This window comes from Janthinobacterium agaricidamnosum (assembly GCF_003667705.1).
Classification (GTDB): domain Bacteria; phylum Pseudomonadota; class Gammaproteobacteria; order Burkholderiales; family Burkholderiaceae_D; genus Janthinobacterium.
This window is the reverse complement of the sequence record NZ_CP033019.1, coordinates 3,271,697-3,287,632: the sequence shown is the minus strand read 5'-3', so window position 1 is coordinate 3,287,632 and position 15,936 is coordinate 3,271,697. Positions and strand designations below refer to the sequence as shown.

Annotated in this window: 24 protein-coding genes; 16 read left to right on the top strand and 8 right to left on the bottom strand. The window is 60.6% G+C overall.

The window, feature by feature from the left end; genetic code table 11:
- Window positions 1-375: 375 nt before the first annotated feature.
- The 6 genes from D9M09_RS14885 to D9M09_RS14855 form a co-directional block, all read right to left on the bottom strand.
- Window positions 376-555 carry a hypothetical protein gene (locus D9M09_RS14885; RefSeq protein WP_121669741.1) on the bottom strand — a complete coding sequence of 60 codons (180 nt, stop codon included), beginning with the start codon at window positions 553-555 and terminating at the stop codon, window positions 376-378.
- A 127-nt stretch (window positions 556-682) separates the two neighbouring features.
- A complete protein-coding gene (locus D9M09_RS14880; RefSeq protein WP_121669740.1) occupies window positions 683-961 on the bottom strand; it encodes a hypothetical protein in 279 nt (92 codons plus the stop codon).
- On the bottom strand, window positions 962-1,177 hold the full coding sequence (locus D9M09_RS14875) for a hypothetical protein (RefSeq protein WP_121669739.1): 216 nt from the start codon (window positions 1,175-1,177) through the stop codon (window positions 962-964).
- 126 nt (window positions 1,178-1,303) lie between these two features.
- The gene (locus D9M09_RS14870) at window positions 1,304-1,660 is read right to left on the bottom strand and encodes a hypothetical protein (protein ID WP_240453382.1); all 357 of its coding nucleotides are present in this window, start codon (window positions 1,658-1,660) and stop codon (window positions 1,304-1,306) included.
- A 418-nt stretch (window positions 1,661-2,078) separates the two neighbouring features.
- Window positions 2,079-2,531: a hypothetical protein gene (locus D9M09_RS14860; protein ID WP_121669737.1), complete on the bottom strand. Its 453-nt coding sequence runs from the start codon at window positions 2,529-2,531 to the stop codon at window positions 2,079-2,081.
- Window positions 2,528-3,226 carry a LexA family transcriptional regulator gene (locus tag D9M09_RS14855; RefSeq protein ID WP_240453381.1) on the bottom strand — a complete coding sequence of 233 codons (699 nt, stop codon included), beginning with the start codon at window positions 3,224-3,226 and terminating at the stop codon, window positions 2,528-2,530. The genes D9M09_RS14860 and D9M09_RS14855 overlap by 4 nt, the downstream gene beginning before the upstream one ends.
- A 115-nt stretch (window positions 3,227-3,341) precedes the next feature.
- Between D9M09_RS14855 and D9M09_RS29370 the strand changes: the two genes are divergently transcribed.
- The 9 genes from D9M09_RS29370 (at window position 3,342) to D9M09_RS14815 (ending at window position 8,554) form a co-directional block, all read left to right on the top strand.
- Window positions 3,342-3,650, top strand: a complete 309-nt coding sequence (locus D9M09_RS29370) for a hypothetical protein (RefSeq protein WP_121669736.1) — start codon at window positions 3,342-3,344, stop codon at window positions 3,648-3,650.
- Window positions 3,651-3,855: 205 nt separating this feature from the next.
- Window positions 3,856-4,143 carry a hypothetical protein gene (locus tag D9M09_RS14845; protein ID WP_070313276.1) on the top strand — a complete coding sequence of 96 codons (288 nt, stop codon included), beginning with the start codon at window positions 3,856-3,858 and terminating at the stop codon, window positions 4,141-4,143.
- A gap of 17 nt (window positions 4,144-4,160) precedes the next feature.
- A complete protein-coding gene (locus D9M09_RS14840; RefSeq protein WP_102293735.1) occupies window positions 4,161-4,376 on the top strand; it encodes a hypothetical protein in 216 nt (71 codons plus the stop codon).
- 76 nt (window positions 4,377-4,452) lie between these two features.
- Complete coding sequence (locus D9M09_RS14835; protein ID WP_121669735.1) at window positions 4,453-4,716, top strand: helix-turn-helix domain-containing protein; 264 nt, start codon at window positions 4,453-4,455, stop codon at window positions 4,714-4,716.
- Entirely contained in the window at window positions 4,713-4,883 is a 171-nt protein-coding gene (locus D9M09_RS29040; RefSeq protein WP_162995697.1) for a hypothetical protein, read from the top strand. Before D9M09_RS14835 ends, D9M09_RS29040 begins: the two co-directional genes overlap by 4 nt.
- A gap of 26 nt (window positions 4,884-4,909) precedes the next feature.
- Window positions 4,910-5,689: a KilA-N domain-containing protein gene (locus tag D9M09_RS14830; RefSeq protein WP_240453380.1), complete on the top strand. Its 780-nt coding sequence runs from the start codon at window positions 4,910-4,912 to the stop codon at window positions 5,687-5,689.
- Entirely contained in the window at window positions 5,686-6,072 is a 387-nt protein-coding gene (locus D9M09_RS14825; protein WP_121669733.1) for a hypothetical protein, read from the top strand. The genes D9M09_RS14830 and D9M09_RS14825 overlap by 4 nt, the downstream gene beginning before the upstream one ends.
- Entirely contained in the window at window positions 6,069-8,078 is a 2,010-nt protein-coding gene (locus D9M09_RS14820) for a DNA cytosine methyltransferase (protein ID WP_121669732.1), read from the top strand. Before D9M09_RS14825 ends, D9M09_RS14820 begins: the two co-directional genes overlap by 4 nt.
- 149 nt (window positions 8,079-8,227) lie before the next feature.
- Entirely contained in the window at window positions 8,228-8,554 is a 327-nt protein-coding gene (locus D9M09_RS14815) for an HNH endonuclease signature motif containing protein (RefSeq protein ID WP_121669731.1), read from the top strand.
- 2 nt (window positions 8,555-8,556) lie between these two features.
- Here the strand turns inward: D9M09_RS14815 and D9M09_RS14810 are convergent, their stop codons facing one another.
- Window positions 8,557-8,838: a hypothetical protein gene (locus tag D9M09_RS14810; protein WP_121669730.1), complete on the bottom strand. Its 282-nt coding sequence runs from the start codon at window positions 8,836-8,838 to the stop codon at window positions 8,557-8,559.
- 32 nt (window positions 8,839-8,870) lie between these two features.
- Between D9M09_RS14810 and D9M09_RS14805 the strand changes: the two genes are divergently transcribed.
- Complete coding sequence (locus tag D9M09_RS14805; RefSeq protein WP_121669729.1) at window positions 8,871-9,296, top strand: hypothetical protein; 426 nt, start codon at window positions 8,871-8,873, stop codon at window positions 9,294-9,296.
- Window positions 9,297-9,298: 2 nt separating this feature from the next.
- Window positions 9,299-10,222 (top strand): phosphoadenosine phosphosulfate reductase family protein, encoded by a 924-nt coding sequence (locus tag D9M09_RS14800; protein ID WP_121669728.1) that lies wholly within the window; start codon window positions 9,299-9,301, stop codon window positions 10,220-10,222.
- 17 nt (window positions 10,223-10,239) lie between these two features.
- On the opposite strand, the gene D9M09_RS14795 is transcribed toward D9M09_RS14800, so the two are convergent.
- Window positions 10,240-10,863, bottom strand: coding sequence for a hypothetical protein (locus tag D9M09_RS14795; RefSeq protein ID WP_162995696.1), 624 nt, complete (start codon window positions 10,861-10,863; stop codon window positions 10,240-10,242).
- Between the two features lie 59 nt (window positions 10,864-10,922).
- Here D9M09_RS14795 and D9M09_RS14790 point away from each other — a divergent pair, with 59 nt between their 5' ends.
- The 5 genes from D9M09_RS14790 to D9M09_RS14770 are packed head-to-tail and all read left to right on the top strand — an operon-like array spanning window position 10,923 to window position 15,924.
- On the top strand, window positions 10,923-11,456 hold the full coding sequence (locus D9M09_RS14790; protein ID WP_205602256.1) for a nuclease domain-containing protein: 534 nt from the start codon (window positions 10,923-10,925) through the stop codon (window positions 11,454-11,456).
- The gene (locus tag D9M09_RS14785; RefSeq protein WP_121669726.1) at window positions 11,453-14,080 is read left to right on the top strand and encodes a DNA methyltransferase; all 2,628 of its coding nucleotides are present in this window, start codon (window positions 11,453-11,455) and stop codon (window positions 14,078-14,080) included. Before D9M09_RS14790 ends, D9M09_RS14785 begins: the two co-directional genes overlap by 4 nt.
- Entirely contained in the window at window positions 14,077-14,484 is a 408-nt protein-coding gene (locus D9M09_RS14780) for a hypothetical protein (protein WP_121669725.1), read from the top strand. Before D9M09_RS14785 ends, D9M09_RS14780 begins: the two co-directional genes overlap by 4 nt.
- On the top strand, window positions 14,481-15,293 hold the full coding sequence (locus D9M09_RS14775; protein WP_121669724.1) for a YdaU family protein: 813 nt from the start codon (window positions 14,481-14,483) through the stop codon (window positions 15,291-15,293). Before D9M09_RS14780 ends, D9M09_RS14775 begins: the two co-directional genes overlap by 4 nt.
- Entirely contained in the window at window positions 15,280-15,924 is a 645-nt protein-coding gene (locus D9M09_RS14770) for a DUF6475 domain-containing protein (RefSeq protein ID WP_121669723.1), read from the top strand. The genes D9M09_RS14775 and D9M09_RS14770 overlap by 14 nt, the downstream gene beginning before the upstream one ends.
- Window positions 15,925-15,936 lie beyond the last annotated feature (12 nt).

The window sequence follows — 15,936 nt, the reverse complement described above, 5'->3', positions numbered from 1 at the left end:
AGAATCGAACTCGACCAGTTCCGGCCCTTGCTGTCCGGCCCTGAGCCACTCCGGGGCTTTCAATCCTGCGTACGCCAGGAAGCGCGGCCGGTGCGGGTCGTGACTCCGGCTTGAGTGTTCCAATCGGCTTTCGCCTGCATGGTCTCTCCGGGCTGGGTACCGGTTGAGAAACGCCCCGCGTAGGGCAGCGCATCAGCCTGCGCATTCACCACACTGTCAGCGGCTGCTCACGCTTCACAGGCTTGGTATTGCGCCTCTGCGTTACGCCCCATGCGGCTGCGGCTACATGGAGCCGCCCAACCGCTGATAGTGTGGTTCCTGCGCTCGCCTGGCGCAGGGCAGGGGTGGCGGCCTGCGCCAGGCCGCACCGGTAAATCAGGCTGCCGACACCTGCGAAGGGCGGAAGCGCTGGCTTTGCGTCGAGCCGTCCAGCAGCACTTCCAGGAAGTCGCCGCGTACGCCCGGATGCGTCTTCATGAACTTGCCGGGGCGCGCCGCCGGGTCGGTTTTGGTGCCCTTGACGTTCACTTTTTGGTTTTCTTTGAAATTCGACATGCTGTATTTCCTTCAAGGTTGGTTGTGGCGCCGGGCTTCCCCGGGCGCCCGATCCTCACGAAGATCAATCGGGGCATGCTGATCCCACAGGGCATTTATCCGGCCCGCCGGCCTGTCCCGCCTTGAACTACGGCGCGGGCGACCGCTGATCTTGTTTGGCCAGCTCGACCAGGTGGCCGACCTCTTTGCCGTAGAAGGTGCTGCAGGGCGAGGCCATGCGTGCATCCGTCAGGGCCATGGCATGCGCCACACTTTTGTTGCGGGCGCGGACCTTGTTGCGGTACGTGCCGTCCGTGAAGCGAATAGTCACGTCGAAGTGAAAGCGCGGGGCTGGCGCTGTGGCAGCAGCCAGGTGCTGGGCCAACTCGGCTTGCAGCTTGGCGGTGTCGTGGTCGCGGGCGCTCATTCAGACCGCCTTCGAGAATTCACCGACCGCGTCTTCGACAGACCAGTCCGAGGCGAACAGTTCGTCGGCGAGTTCCAGTGCTGACGCATCGAGCTTGAAACCCAGCGCAATTTCAAGAGCTGCCACCCACCGGGCGAAGGCGCGTTCGAGCGCAAAGTCGCTGCAGGCTTCTGCGCTGCGGAAGGTGCGAGTTTTGGCGATGGTGTCGGCGTGCATGACGTATTCCTGTGAAAAGTGATTAACGGCGCGTCGCTGCAACGTGCACGACCGGGATCTGTTCGCCGGCGGCGATCAGGGCTGCTTCAAGTGCTGCTAGTTCGGCGCGTGACATGACCTGTTCCTTTAAGCAAACATCAGCTTGTTGATGACTTCGATATGGCGCGCCGAGGCGGCCGCTTTTTCGATCGCCGCGTTTGTTGCGCGCTCAGCGTGCACCTTCGCGGAATCAATCATTTCGATGGCTTCTATCGGGTCGATCTTTGCAAGGCCGTTGTGAGGCACGAAGGAATAGAACTGGTTATTTCGGGAGAGGACGTATGCATCAGGCGCAGAATCACCTGGAGTCGGTACCGCGGCGACTACCAGCAAGCCGCTCAAGAAGCCTACTTTGACCGTTGCTCCTATTGCCCAGTTCTGCTTACTTTTCCTGATCATCATTTGCTCCGGTGGTTGCTGTTCAATGACGTCATTAAACACCATGTTTATCTTCTCAGTCAAACATTTTGTTTAATATTTCAGAAAAAACTTACACTTGATGAATTTTTAGGCGAAAAAAAGCCCGCGTATTGCGGGCTGGGATGGTGTTGGTGTTTGCCTAGAACGGAGGGGTGCCGTCAGGCGGCAGCGTTAGCGCGGGAGTAAAGCTACGCCACCCAATCTCATTGGCATTGACGTGCTTGACGATTTCGTCGAGCTTGAAAGTAGCGTAGCTGTGCGAGAAGCCGCCCACGCGAGGCGACATGAGCATGATTGGAAGGGTGGGGAAAAGATTCTGCGCGCGACGGAGGAGGCTTAGATTAGGAGTAGGGTGGACTTCAATCAACGGAGCGAGGACAACGGCCAGACGAATGCCCTTGGCTTCTACTATAGCGGCTGTGATGTTCAACAGGTCGGGCAGTTACAGTGAGTATTGCGTCGAACACTTGCCTGTCGCAGCCCAATACAAAACCGGGTTTAGATCGGAAGCATTAATCAAAAACCGACCATTTCGATACATAATCTCAGCCATATCCTCAGCATGTCCACCAGCGTAGCCCTGCCGCATCCATCTATCCAGATTGCAAGGCATCTTCTTTGGTTTTCCCGTAAGAGATAGTATTGTCACCAGGTCACCGTTCTGGTCGCCTGGGCGCCGAACAGTAGCGATCATTGTATCAATCGGCGTGGTGTCGATCCATTCAATACGCATTCCGTATTGTGCCAATAGTTCAATTAGTGGCTGGCCAGTGTAGGTCTTAAATGGCGCGACAAATTTTGCAATAGCGGCTGGTTCCTTGATTTGCTGCGCACCAGCACCGCCGGCGGACAAAATGAGGGCGGCTGCTGCAACTCCCAGTGCGGCACGCCTCATATCCGGCCGCCTTCGCGCCGGATCACGCGACCAATAATAATACACTCGGCACCACGACAAAGCTTGCGATGATACTTGCGTTGGTCGGCATTATCCGACATCAACCACCACTCGCCAGCATCACGCGACATGCGCTTAACGATAGCCTCACCTTCGTAGTTGATGGCGTAGACCTCGCCATCGAGCGGTTTTTTGTCACTCAAGTTAATGACAATCACGTCGTTCTCATACAGAGCAGGTTCCATACTTTCACCGCGTACTTTGGTGGCCAACAGCTGAGTAGGGTGGTAGCCCTCGCGGTCGGCCCAGTCGCGAGGAATGCTCACCATGCCGCCGTCGGAGTTGTCGGGTTCGGTCTGAACGCCATTGATTCCAGCCTGCAGTCGTAGTTGAACCTTTGGGATTTTGTAGTAGTCGCTGGACGAATCGTCGCGTAGCTCAACACGCATCGAGCCTGGGATGCCCGGATCATCTGGCGCGGCCAGCATCATCTGGCCAGCACCAGTATCAAGCCAAGTTGCGGAGCAACCAAATACTGCTTGAGCTTTTAACATCCCAGATTTTGATATGCCGCGCGCTTCCCAATTATTAATGGTCTGGGGTGACGCGTTCATGGCGCGCGCGACGTCGGACTGCCCTTCAATCCCCTTTAGGAGTTTGGCCGCCTCATAAAGTCGTGTCATTTGATTGTGCATCCGCTATTTTCACGTTAACTAAACATTTTGTGTTACACAAGATGGTTAAGAATGTTTGACTTGTTTATAAACATAGTGTTTAATGTCGCTAAATCTACCAACCAGGTAACCAGCGATGTCAGACCACAAAGCACTTATCGAATCACTCGGCGGCGCCACAAAACTGGCTGAACGACTCGGCTACGATAAGCAGGGCGGCGTTCAGCGAGTGCAGAATTGGACCGTGCGCGGCGTGCCTCCGAAAGTTCAGCTAGCCCACCCAGAAATCTTCTTTCGACAGGCGGAGGCTGCCGCCTTGCGCCGCGATACCAACCTCGCGCCCGATCCAAGCCATGAAGATCGCCATCCCGCCATCATCAACGGCGCCTTCGACGCCCTGCCTGCGAGCGCCGACATCGTCATTGACGTCGGCGCCAAGCCATGATCCACCGCATTCACATTTTCCCACTGTGCCCACTAGACGGCTGCGCAGTTATCCCGCTTCTCGATCCGCGCCAGCTGCTTCGCGGCGCGCCGCTCGAGGAGTGCGCATCGCCAGCAAGCGAGCGCCCACCGTAAAACAGCACCAAGCATCACCCTGCATTTTCGCTGTACCCAAACCCTGTAACACCGACCACCAGGAGAAAACCATGAAACAGAAGCAAAAACGTACCGCGCTCGTCAAGGGCTACATCACTGACGACAACAAGGATGCCTTGCAAGCCGCATGCACGGCGATGCGCAAGACCGTCAGCGACGTGCTGAACGAATGCACGATCGTGATCATCCGCAATCACCTGGACGCCAGGCCGAAACGCAATGATACGCCGCCGTTTTCGAACGGGGCTAGACCCAAATCACGGGAAAAGCTGGGCCCACTCCAGGCGCACCGCCCCAGCTTCGGCCTGGTCCCTCGCGTCGTGCGGATGCGGGTTTAACGGCATGGAGGCAGCTATTGAATAAACCAGCCGAGGTGACAGCCGAGGAAAAGGAGCTGGTATTCCAGCGTTCGATGATTTACCGCCAGGCCGAGAAAGACCTGCAGGGCGCCAAGGACGGGGAGGGCGAGAGCGCGGCGAAGGCTGCGCACAAGGAAGCGCGCCAGAAATGGCGCGATGCCACCGACAGGGTGGCGAAGAAATACGAGGTGCCGCGGCGCGAGCCACCATAACGAACCCGCACCCGACAGCTACAGCATTGCACGGCCGGAATCGGCCACTTTAATCACCATCAATTAGGAATATGACATGACGCAAACAACAGCCACATCGCCGTATCGCTCGCTGGACGACGCCCACGGCAACAACGAATTGCTCGACATGCTGCTGGCCAAGGGCCCGAAGAACGATGCAGCGCTGGCCCGCGCGCTGGAAGTGGCGCCGCCAGTGATCTCGAAGATTCGCCACGGCCGCCTGCCGATTGGCGCCTCGTTGCTGATCCGCATGCACGAGGTGTTCGACGTGTCGATCCGCGAGCTCAAGCGCATCGCGCGCGCCGAGGTGGCGGCTTGACCTGGTCGACCACGCAGCCGGCGCCCGGCGCAAGCGCGGCGCTGGGCGAGCAGGGCGGTCACGCCCAGCAAGAGCCGCACGATGGCGCGTTGCCTGTTGATCCCGGCCACGTCCGGACGCGTCAGCACTACGAAGCAATGCTCGAAGAGCAGCGCGCCAGCCAATAAAAAAGCCCGCTTGCAGGCGGGCTTCCTTGAAACGCTATAAATCTTTGAGAGAATTTATGAGCCAAATTGTACAACAGAAAAGCATCAGCATTGCGAATACGGCCATTGCAACAGATCAGGCAGGCCGTTTTCGCTTGAACGACCTGCACCAAGCGGCCGGCGGCGAACGCCGTCACGAGCCATCCGCGTGGCTGATTAATCAGCAAACCAAGGAGCTTGTTGCAGAATTGGAAACTACGGGAATTCCTGTAGTTAAATCCGAGGGCCGGACGGGCGGCACATACGTTTGCAAGGAACTGGTCTACGCCTACGCCATGTGGATCAGCCCCAAGTTCCACCTGGAAGTCATCCGTACCTTTGACGGCGTTGCCACCGGCCAGGCGCCGGCCGCCGCGCCCGCACGCAGCGCAGTCTCGCCCGCCAAGGAATTCCGTGCGATCTTCGGCATTGCGCGCCTGATCGGGCTCGACAAGAACGCTGCGGCTATCAGCGCGAACCAGGGCACGGCCGCGCTGACCGGCGTGAACATGCTGCAGCTGATGGAGCGCACGCACTTGGCCACGCCCAGCCAAGAGATTTACTACACGCCGACGGAGCTGGGAAGCCGCTTTGTCAAGAGCGGCAAGTCGTTCAACCAGCTGCTGGTGCAGGCTGGCCTGCAAGAGAACATCGCCGGGCACTGGGTGCCGACGGAGAAGGGCAGGGAGCATGCCTACGTGATGGACACCGGTAAGGCGCATGCCAGCGGCACGCCAATCCAGCAAGTGAAGTGGCGCGACTCAGTCCTGGCGGAGGTGGCGTTGTGAATGGCCAAGCTGACAATCGCACGCGCCCGCCTGCTGGCGTAGCATCTATCCGCAATTCCGCCAACGCCGACCGCGCCGCCGATATCCTGGCCATGGTCAAGCGCTGTGGCGCCGCAACCATCGGCGATATTGCCCTGGACCTGACGCTCCACCGCGAGACCGTGCGCAAACGCCTGGCCAAGCTGGTCACGGCCGGCCAACTCGTGTTGATCGAGCCGGCAGCTGCGCACGTTCGCGCCCTGTACGGCATGCCCGATCTGGATGATCAGGCTGAATTCGACCTCTACCGTAATCGCAGCAGCAACTGGCCGCGCGGCGAGCACGGCCGTGATCCACTCGTCGCCGCCATGTTCGGCGCACCAGCTGCAGAGGTGCGCCCATGAAGCGCGACCTCATTACCATCGCCAAAGAATTCCGCCACTTTCATTTTTGCTGCGGCCTTGGCGGCGGGAAGCAAGGCTTTAATGCAGCGCAGCCACAGGTCGGCAATATGGCCGCGACGCTGCGCTGCATCGGCGGCATCGACAATGATCCTGCGGCGATCCGCGACTTCGACCGTGCCGGCCCTGGCCGCCCCGGCACCGTCATGGATCTGTTCACGCGCGCGCAATACACGGCCTTTCACGGTAAAGAGCCGCCATCAGGTTGGCGCGAGGCCACCGCCGTCGATATCCGCCGCGCGGCCGGCAATGAATCGCCGAACATCGTTTTCATCAGCTCCCCATGCAAGGGCGCCAGCGGCCTGCTGAGCGAGACGCTGAGCAAGACGGCCAAATACCAGGCCCTGAACGAACTGACGCTGCGTTGCATCTGGCTGATGTGCGAGGCCTGGGCCGACAACCCGGTCGACCTGATCGTGTTCGAGAACGTACCACGCCTGGCCACGCGCGGCCGGCACCTGCTCGACCAGATCAACCAGCTGCTGCAGCAGTTCGGCTACGCCGTGGCCGAGACGACGCACGATTGCGGCGAGCTGGGTGGCCTGGCGCAAAGCCGCAAGCGCTTCTTGCTCGTGGCGCGCCACATGGAAAAAGTGCCGCCATTCCTCTATGAGCCAGAGCGGAAGCGCTTGCGCGCCGTCGGCGACGTGCTTGGCCGCATGCCGTTCCCTGGCGATGCTGCTGGCGGCCCGATGCACCGCATCCCGCGCCTGCAATGGAAAACTTGGGTGCGGCTGGCGTTCGTCGAAGCCGGCAGCGACTGGCGCAGCCTGAATAAGCTGGCGGTCGAGAACGGTCACTTAAGTGACTACCTGATCGTGCCGGACATGCACAATGGCGTGCTGGGTGTCCGTGACTGGGGCGTGCCCACAGGAACTGTAACCGGCAACAGCCGCCCGGCTACGGGATCCTTTTCCGTTGCTGATCCTCGCCACTTCGGCCCGGACAAGCACAGCAACGAATGCCGCATCAACCCGTGGACCGACCCTGCAAAGGTGGTTTCGAGTGCGCATAGCACCGGCCAGTGTGTGGCCGACCCTCGATATATCAACGATGGCGATTATGGACAGCTGGGTGTGCGGCAATGGGATAAGCCCACCGGCACGATAACGGGCCAGCGCTCGCCAATACAAGGTGGCTTCTCTGTCGCTGACCCGCGCCCACCAAGCGGCCCCATATTCAGCAAGTACGCGGTCACCCCATGGGATAAGCGTACCGGTACCGTGATCGGTGGCGACGACCAAGGCGCCTACGCTGTGGCCGATCCACGATCGAGCACGGGCTTTGAAGGCGCGGGCAAGTACCTGGTCACGCCGTTCGATGAGGCGGCCGGCACCGTGATCGCCGGCAGTACCACCGGCCAAGGCGCATTTTGCGTCGCAGATCCGCGCGCAATCAATCGCCAGAAGGGTGATGCGTTCTTGACCGGCGGCCACTACGGCGTGCTGCCGTGGGATGGCCAGAGCGGCGCCGTCAGCGCTTCGGCCGGCTACGACAACGGCCGCTGGAGCATCGCGGACCCGCGCATTGACGAAGCGCCGCAGCTGCCGGCTCTGAACCAGAAAACAGTCGCGCTGATCCGCGCGCTCGACGGCACATGGCACCGGCCATTTACCACGCTGGAACTCGGGGCGCTGCAATCGCTGATCGATCCGGACGAGCACTGGTCAACCGATCCGAAAATTCAGCGTGAGATTGACGAGCACAAGCGCCGCACTGGCGCCAGCGCGTTCCCGCTGCTCGATGGCACCAACGATAGCGCGCATCGCGAGCGCATCGGCAATGCCGTCCCGAAGCTGGCCGCGCAGGCCATAGGCGAAGTGATGGGCACCACGTTGCTGCTGGCCGCCGCCGGCGAGACATTCGTACTCAGCGCCATGCCGATATGGGTGCAGCCCGTGGCGATCGCTATTGCGGCGTCGCAGGCTGGCGCGGGAGGTGAATTGTGATAGCGGCTACTCGAACCGAAGCCGGCCGCTTCATAGCCGGGAGAAGCTACTCGCCGACCACGCAGTTCAAGCCAGGTCAACACTCGGCGCCTGCAACAGAAATTCAGCCTGGCCAGCGGCTCTCGCCGGCCACGGAATTCAAGCCCGGCATGGATGCGCACAACCGACTACCTGTCGGCGCCGTGCGCGTGCGCCGCGAAACGCATACCGTGCTCGATCGCGCCTGGGTAAAAACGGCTGAGCCGAACGTGTGGCGCAAGCGGGCGGTACTGGTATGGGAGGCGGAGCATGGCCCAGTGCCGCGCGGCTTGGTTATCCACCATCGCGACCGTGACAGCTTGAACGACGCGCCGGCCAATCTCCAGGCGCTGACGCGCAAGGAGCATGCGGATGAGCACCGCGGCGAACTCGAAGCGGCTCGCACGCGGAAAGGCGCCAACTTCGCGCATGAGCGAGAAATTGCGAGGGTGGCATGAAATCACATCGACTTCAAACGTTTTATTGCTTTCCGCAACTCTTTGCGTACGTCTTCGTGACCATCTTCGTAAGTAAACACGTGGTGCACGCCAGCTTCCGGGAAATTCTGCCGAGACGTGCAGGAAAACTCATCTTTAACGCCAGATTTTTCTGTGTATTCGGCAAACCCGAAAGCTTTGAATCGGATTGGGTTACCCGGCCGCCAGTCCAGAGGGTTGTCCTCTTCGCAAGTGCTGAAGATTTCCCAGCCGTCCTTGGTGTCGATGGATCTCTTTTCGCGCATGAGCAATGTCCTTATCAAAATGGAATCTTACCATGATCGTCAACCCAGCCCAGATTACCCGCCACCACTTTGCGAACCAGGCCGCGCCCGCCTATTCGCTGATCCGCAAGGTCTGCACCTGTGGCAAGGCCAGCACCGCCAAGCAGCTGGCCCAGCACGGCAAATGCGCCGCCTGCGCGCTGGCGGCCGTCTGCGACGCGATCATGCCCGGCGACTTCGCCAAGCTGCAGCACATGCTCGGCGCCGTGCAGCAATATCCGAAGTCCAAGTGGGGATGGCGCAACTACTTTGCCGCCGGCAGCGGCCAGCAGCACGAGGCCATGCAGCGCCTGGTTGCCGCCGGCCTGGCCACGGCTGGCCGTGCCGCCAACGGAATGACCTATTTCTATGCGACTCGCCTGGGCTGCAAGGCTGCTGGTCTCGACGCCGCTAGCATCAAGCGTGCGATGGAGGATTGACGATGGACCAATCCGAATTATTAGTTGCCGGCATCGCGCAGGTACCCGAGCAAATCATTGACCTGATCGCGCGCGGCGCCCTGTTCGTCATCAACCACTCTGGCGGCAAAGACAGTCAGGCCATGTACCTGCTGCTGCGCGGCTTGGTGCCGGCGGCGCAGCGCGTTATCGTACATGCCGACCTGGGCGCAGTCGAGTGGGCCGGCGCCGTTGCTCATATCCGTGCAACCACGGCCGGTGAGCCGCTGCACATCTGCCGCTCGCGCCGAACGCTACTGGAAATGATCGAAGAGCGCGGCATGTTCCCGTCGCCGCAGCAGCGCCAGTGCACCAGCGACCTGAAACGCGGCCCGATCGAGCGCACCATTCGGGCGATCCTGAACGACAACCCCCAGTTCGGCGGCCTGATAGTCAACTGCATGGGCATGCGGGCGGAGGAAAGTTCAAAGCGCGCCAAGCTAGTGCCGTTCCAGTGGGTGCCGTACGAGAACTCGAAGGGTAAGCCCACAGGAAAATCGATACGCGCTCGCGCGTCGAAGAAGTCCGGCAAGGTGCTGCACGCGGGCCGGGAATGGTTCGAATGGCTCCCAATCCACGGCTGGAGTGAGCGCCAGGTATTCGACCGCATCGCCGCCGCCGGTCAGCAGCCGCACATCATCTACAGCCTGGGCATGTCCCGGTTCAGCTGTGTGTTTTGCATCATGGCCAGCGAAGCCGACCTGCGCACCGCCGCACGTCTGGCAACTGAGCGCCCTGAACTTCTAAACGACCCGCACCTCTACCCGAAGTATGTGGGCCTGGAGCGCAGTACCGGCCAGGTCATGATGATGCCGAGCAAAACAAAGGGAAGGCTGACGCTGGAGCAAATTACTGGAATCTCAGCCGCAAGCGCAAAAAGCGAGATTGCGAGGACGTTATGCGAATAAACAATATGCATGGCGCCTCACAACTTCATCACAAGCGCATCTACCAATCTAATTGTTTCTCGGCAGATAACTTGCATCTCCCTGCACATCGCTATCATTTTGACTCCATGCATTCTTTTTCTCTCATACTGGAATGCGTCCGGCCTGTAGTGAAGCTCTGCTTCAATGTCCGTCAATACCGCAAGCAGTTGATTATTCTGTTGAGCGTAGGCTATCAAACCATTCGCCACGGCAAATGTATGGATGATCTCGGATCGCAATTCATCATCCTCAATAAGCGTGAGGCGGTCGATGAGCGAGGCATATATCGGGAAGCGCTGCAGCGGGATCGGGATGTGCCTATCAAAAATTCCAGGATCTTCAATCTCAAGCAGGTGCGAAACATTTGGCCCAGCAAAGGTTTTTTGCAATGCCAGCAATTCGTCCTTAATGGACATCTGCACTCGTCGCGCCTCATCTTTTTGCCTTGCGTTCGACAATTTAATCGCATCCTCACGCTGGCGATATGGAACGTAAATTGCGATGCCAAGGCCCAATGTTGCGCCGACAGCCTGCACCCAGTATGCGGATATGGTGGCATCAATGTATGTCCAAGGAGTGGCGCGGTATCCGTAGTAAGAAACTGCGCTCAAGGCGGTCATCAAGGTTGTCCACCTAAACCAGTTCAGCATAAATTTCCTTATCAAAAGGAAATCTTATCATGATGCGCAAATCACCCATGAAGCCCGGTGCCAGCCTAAAACGCACAGCCTTCGCGCGCGGCGAGCGCATCGAGGCGCGAGAAGTGTCAAAGCTCAAGCGCACCTTACCCATGCCCACTTCCGGCATGCTCTCCGTGCAGTCGCACCAACGCACGACGCCGAAGCGCAAGACCGGCTTGAAGTCGAAAGGCCCGGTCTCGACGCCCATCCGGCGCGCCGCGCGCGGCCAAGACTGCACGCTGCGCCTGGCCGTCTGCAACTTCGACCCTGACACCACCGTGCTCTGCCACTCGAACTTCCTGGCGGACGGGAAGGGCATGGGCCTGAAAGCGCCGGACACCGCCGCAGCGTTCGGCTGCAGCGCCTGCCACGACGTGCTCGACGGCCGGCGCCTGCGCCCGGCTGATCTGTCGCTGGCCGGCCTGGAGGCTGCCTTTCGCGCGGCCGTCGCCACCACACACGAAATCTTACGGTCTATGGGCCTGCTCGATGCAGCGCCCGTCGCCATTCAACCTACATTGGAACACCCATGAGCGCCTTTAGCCCGCAAGAGCAAAAACACCTGAAAGAAGCCGCGTACAGCGAATTCCTGCGCGCCAAGATCAAGCTGGCGCAGCGCAAGGGCTTCGACGTGCCGCTGGCCGATATCCATCCCGGCCTCAAGCCGCACACGCGCGACATCGTGCGCTGGGCCTTGGCTGGCGGCCAGCGCGCCATCTTCGCCTCGTTTGGCCTGCACAAGACCAGCACCAACCTGGAGGTGATGCGGCAGATCGGTATCCACCGGCCGGGCCTGCGCCTGATCGTGCTGCCGCTGGGCGTGCGCCAGGAGTTCATCCGCGAGGCCGCGAAGCGCTTTACTGGCGAATACGAGGTGCAAGTGCGGTTCATCCGCACGGACGCAGAGATTGACGGCCAGGACGTCGTCTACCTGACGAACTACGAATCGGTACGCGAGGGCAAGATCGATGTGCGCAAGTTCCGCGCCGTCGGCCTGGACGAGGCCAGCGTGCTGCGCAGCTACGGCAGCAAGACCTATCAAGAATTCCTGCCACTGTTCGAGCAGGTCGAGTTCAAATTCGTCTACACGGCCACGCCGTCGCCGAACCGCTTCAAGGAACTGATCCACTATGCCGGCTTCCTGGGCGTGATGGACACTGGCCAGGCCCTGACACGCTTCTTCCAGCGCGACAGCGAGAAGGCCGGCAACCTGACGCTGTACCCGCACAAGGAACAGGAATTCTGGCTGTGGGTGGCCAGCTGGGCGGTTTTCATCCAACGCCCGAGCGACCTGGGCCATTCGGACGACGGCTACGACCTGCCGGCGCTAGACGTGCGCTTTCACGAGGTGCCGAGCAATTACAGCACGGCTGGCGCTGAAAAGAACGGGCAGGGCTTGCTGATCCCGAACGTGGCCATGGGCCTGTCGGCCGCCGCCGGCGAGAAGCGTGACAGCATGGCTGCGCGTGTCGCCAAGGTCGCCGAGATCATGGCGGCGGATCCTGACGATCACTTCCTGATCTGGCACGACCTGGAGGACGAGCGCCACGCTATTCAGACAGCGGTGCCAGGCGTGGTCAGCGTTTGGGGCACGCAGGACCTGGACCAGCGTGAGCAGCGCATCGCTGACTTCAGCGACGGCAAGATCAAGGACCTGTCGACCAAGCCGATCATCGCCGGTAGCGGCTGCAACTTCCAGGTGCACTGTCATCGCGAAATTTTCGCGGGCATTGGGTTCAAGTTCAACGATTTCATCCAGGCCATTCACCGCGTGCAGCGCTTCCAACAGCAGCATGCTGTGCGCATCGACATCATCCATACGGAAGTCGAGCGCAAGGTGCTGGCTGACCTGATGGAGAAATGGCGCCGCCACGACGAAATGCAGGAAACAATGGGCAAGATCATCCGCGCCTATGGCCTGGATCAGCTGTCCATGCAGGACTCGTTGGCGCGCACCATTGGCGTCGAGCGCGCCGTGGTGGCCGGCGAGCGGTTCTCGGTGGCCAATAATGACTGCGTGCTGGAAGCCATGCAGCAGCCGGACAACTCGGTGGGCATGATCATCACCAGCGTCCCGTTCGCCAACCATTACGAATACACGCCCAGCTACAACGATTTCGGCCACACCCAGGACAATGATCACTTCTGGGCGCAGATGGACTTCCTGACGCCGGAGCTGCTGCGCATCCTGCAGCCGGGCCGCATCTACGCGTGCCACGTCAAAGACCGTATCAACTTCGGCAACGTGACCGGCGCCGGCATCCCGACGGTCAGCCCGTTCCACGCCGAGGCGCTGTTCCACGGCATCAAGCACGGTTTCGACTACATGGGCATGATCACCGTCGTGACCGACGTGGTGCGCGAGAACAACCAGACTTACCGCCTGGGTTATTCCGAGGTATGCAAGGACGGTACGAAGATGGGCGTCGGCTCGCCGGAATACATCCTGCTGTTCCACAAGCCGCAGACGGACCGCAGCCGTGGCTATGCCGATGTGCCCGTCACCAAGGCCAAGCCGATGTGCCTGGATGATGCCGGCGACCGGATCCCGTTTGACCGCAAGGCCGCGCCGATTCCTGGTACCGGCTACAGCGTGGCGCGCTGGCAGGTCGATGCGCATGCGTTCTGGCGCTCCAGCGGCGACCGCATGCTGGGCGCGGCCGAGCTGGCCAGCTTCGGCCCGGGCAAGCTGGCGAAGTTGTTCACCAGCATGTCGCTGGAGAACGTCTACAACTACGAATACCACGTCGAGGTGGGCGAGGCGCTGCTGGCCGGCAAGGCCTTGCCTGCGGATTATCTCAGCCTGGCGCCGGGCAGCGCCGATCCGGCCGTGTGGCACGACATCGTGCGCATGCGCACCCTGAACGGCGAGCAGTCGGCTCGTGCGGTGGAAAAGCACGTTTGCCCGTTTCAGATCGACATCGTTGACCGCTTGATTGGCCGCTATAGCAACCCGAGCGAGGTGATCTATGACCCGTTCTGTGGTCTGGGCACCGTGCCGGTGCGCGCGATGAAGCTGGGCCGCCAGGGCTGCGGCAGCGAACTGAACCCGGCATATTTCGCTGACCAGGTGCACTACTGCCAGGCCATGGAGCGCGAAGTCAGCATGCCCACGCTGTTCGATATGGAACTGATGGACGAGGAGAATGCAAAGTGACGCGCGTAAATTTCAGTGAATTCGCGCTGGGCGCCACGCCCGGTACCAAAGCCGAGATCGTTATCAAGTCAGGCGTCAGCCAGGCTGCCGTGCTGCGCTGGGTCGGTCTGCTGCATGCTGATCGCAAGATTTACATCGCCAGATGGAAGCCGCACCCGCGCGCCGGCGCCGCCATGGCCGTGTACGCCGTCGGCGACCTGCCAGACGCGCCGCGTACGCTAAAGCACTTGACGAAGCGCCAGGTTCGCCTGCGGTTCGAGGCCAAGGCCAAGCAGGACGGCCGCTGGGACTCGATGAAGGCGCGCTGGCGCAGTAAGTACTGGATCCGCAAGGCGGGCGCCGTGGGCGATCCGCTGGTGGCTGCGCTGTTCGGCGCGGCGCGCGCGCAGGAGGCCCAAACTTGAATTATTACCCCTTCCACATCGGCGACTTCCGCTCCGGGACAGTGAACATGTCTCGCCAGGCGCGCTGGATATACCGCGACATGATGGACGTCTACTACGACGTCGAGGCGCCACTTCCGCTCGACATAGATGTGCTGTGCGACGCCTTGGGCGTCGAGGCGGCAGACGAGCGCGCGATTGTTGAGCGACTGCTTCGCTTCAAGTTCCTCAAGACAGATGCGGGCTACCGGCACGACGTCTGCGAACAGGTGATTGCGGACTACCAAATCAAGGCAGAGACAGCGAAAGCAAATGGCAAGCTTGGCGGTCGCCCGCGCAAGCAAACGGCAACCAATCAGGAACCCATCGGGTTTCCATCCGGTTCTGATTCGGATGCTACCGGCAACCCAACTGAAACCGGATCAAAAACTAACCAAGAACCAATAACCAATAACCATAAACCAGTAAAAACAAAAGACAAGTCGCCTCCGGCTCCCGATGCCCTGTTTCCCGACATTGATCCGCAGATCGTCGCCGACTTCAAGGCGCTGAGAACGAAGCACCGGGCGCCGATAACGCGGACTGCTATCCAAGGCATTGTGCGTGAGGCCGAAAAAGCCGGACTCACGCTGGAAGGCGCTTTGCGCATCTGCTGCGAGCGTGGCTGGCGTGGTTTCAAGGCCGAATGGATCACCCAGCACGCCGTGCGAACGGGGCAGGGGCCGGGTTCCACTACGGTCTACGCCCAAACGATGGCCGCCGCAGAGCGCGCCAAAGTTCGAATCTTCGGTAACGCAGCACAGCAGGGAGAAAAGCATGACGCAGGATGATTACGAGGAATTTGCGGGCATGGTGGGCGCAATCACCGAACTTTACGGCCGGGCCGCAAGCGAGTTCGCCATCACGATTTGGTGGGGTGCGCTGCGTCAGTACGACCTGACAGCTGTGCGCCAGGCATTTGATCGCCACGTCCGCAATCCCGATACCGGCCAGTTTGCGCCGAAGCCGGCCGACCTGATCCGGATGATGGGCGGGACGACGCAAGACTCTGCACTAGTGGCCTGGTCGAAGGTCGACCGCGCACTGCGCGTCGTCGGGCCATACCGAAGCGTCGTGTTCGATGATCCGCTGATCCACCGCGTGCTGGTCGAAATGGGCGGCTGGGTATCGCTGGGAGCAAAGACGGAACACGAATGGCCATTCGTCGGCAAGGAATTCGAAAACCGATATCGCGGATACCGCATGCGCAACGAGCAGCCGGATTACACGCCGGTGATGGTGGGCTTGACGGAAGCGCAAAACCAGCGCGCCGGCTTTGGTGTGGAGCCGCCGATGATGATCGGTGACCAGAAGCTGGCCGCGCTGGTGATGGCGGGTGGAACGTCGCAGCAAATCATCGCCATGGCGCCAGTCGGCGCGCTCGCAGCGCCGCTGGCCCGCATTAATGGGCGCGCTGCATAGCGGCAAAAGCTG

Bases quoted from the DNA above. Each gene is read 5' to 3' on its own strand.
- D9M09_RS14885 (WP_121669741.1), bottom strand. From the start codon at position 555: ATGTCGAATTTCAAAGAAAACCAAAAAGTGAACGTCAAGGGCACCAAA.
- D9M09_RS14880 (WP_121669740.1), bottom strand. From the start codon at position 961: ATGAGCGCCCGCGACCACGACACCGCCAAGCTGCAAGCCGAGTTGGCC.
- D9M09_RS14875 (WP_121669739.1), bottom strand. From the start codon at position 1,177: ATGCACGCCGACACCATCGCCAAAACTCGCACCTTCCGCAGCGCAGAA.
- D9M09_RS14870 (WP_240453382.1), bottom strand. From the start codon at position 1,660: ATGGTGTTTAATGACGTCATTGAACAGCAACCACCGGAGCAAATGATG.
- D9M09_RS14860 (WP_121669737.1), bottom strand. From the start codon at position 2,531: ATGAGGCGTGCCGCACTGGGAGTTGCAGCAGCCGCCCTCATTTTGTCC.
- D9M09_RS14855 (WP_240453381.1), bottom strand. From the start codon at position 3,226: ATGCACAATCAAATGACACGACTTTATGAGGCGGCCAAACTCCTAAAG.
- D9M09_RS29370 (WP_121669736.1), top strand. From the start codon at position 3,342: ATGTCAGACCACAAAGCACTTATCGAATCACTCGGCGGCGCCACAAAA.
- D9M09_RS14845 (WP_070313276.1), top strand. From the start codon at position 3,856: ATGAAACAGAAGCAAAAACGTACCGCGCTCGTCAAGGGCTACATCACT.
- D9M09_RS14835 (WP_121669735.1), top strand. From the start codon at position 4,453: ATGACGCAAACAACAGCCACATCGCCGTATCGCTCGCTGGACGACGCC.
- D9M09_RS14820 (WP_121669732.1), top strand. From the start codon at position 6,069: ATGAAGCGCGACCTCATTACCATCGCCAAAGAATTCCGCCACTTTCAT.
- D9M09_RS14815 (WP_121669731.1), top strand. From the start codon at position 8,228: ATGGATGCGCACAACCGACTACCTGTCGGCGCCGTGCGCGTGCGCCGC.
- D9M09_RS14810 (WP_121669730.1), bottom strand. From the start codon at position 8,838: ATGCGCGAAAAGAGATCCATCGACACCAAGGACGGCTGGGAAATCTTC.
- D9M09_RS14805 (WP_121669729.1), top strand. From the start codon at position 8,871: ATGATCGTCAACCCAGCCCAGATTACCCGCCACCACTTTGCGAACCAG.
- D9M09_RS14800 (WP_121669728.1), top strand. From the start codon at position 9,299: ATGGACCAATCCGAATTATTAGTTGCCGGCATCGCGCAGGTACCCGAG.
- D9M09_RS14795 (WP_162995696.1), bottom strand. From the start codon at position 10,863: ATGACCGCCTTGAGCGCAGTTTCTTACTACGGATACCGCGCCACTCCT.
- D9M09_RS14790 (WP_205602256.1), top strand. From the start codon at position 10,923: ATGATGCGCAAATCACCCATGAAGCCCGGTGCCAGCCTAAAACGCACA.
- D9M09_RS14785 (WP_121669726.1), top strand. From the start codon at position 11,453: ATGAGCGCCTTTAGCCCGCAAGAGCAAAAACACCTGAAAGAAGCCGCG.
- D9M09_RS14770 (WP_121669723.1), top strand. From the start codon at position 15,280: ATGACGCAGGATGATTACGAGGAATTTGCGGGCATGGTGGGCGCAATC.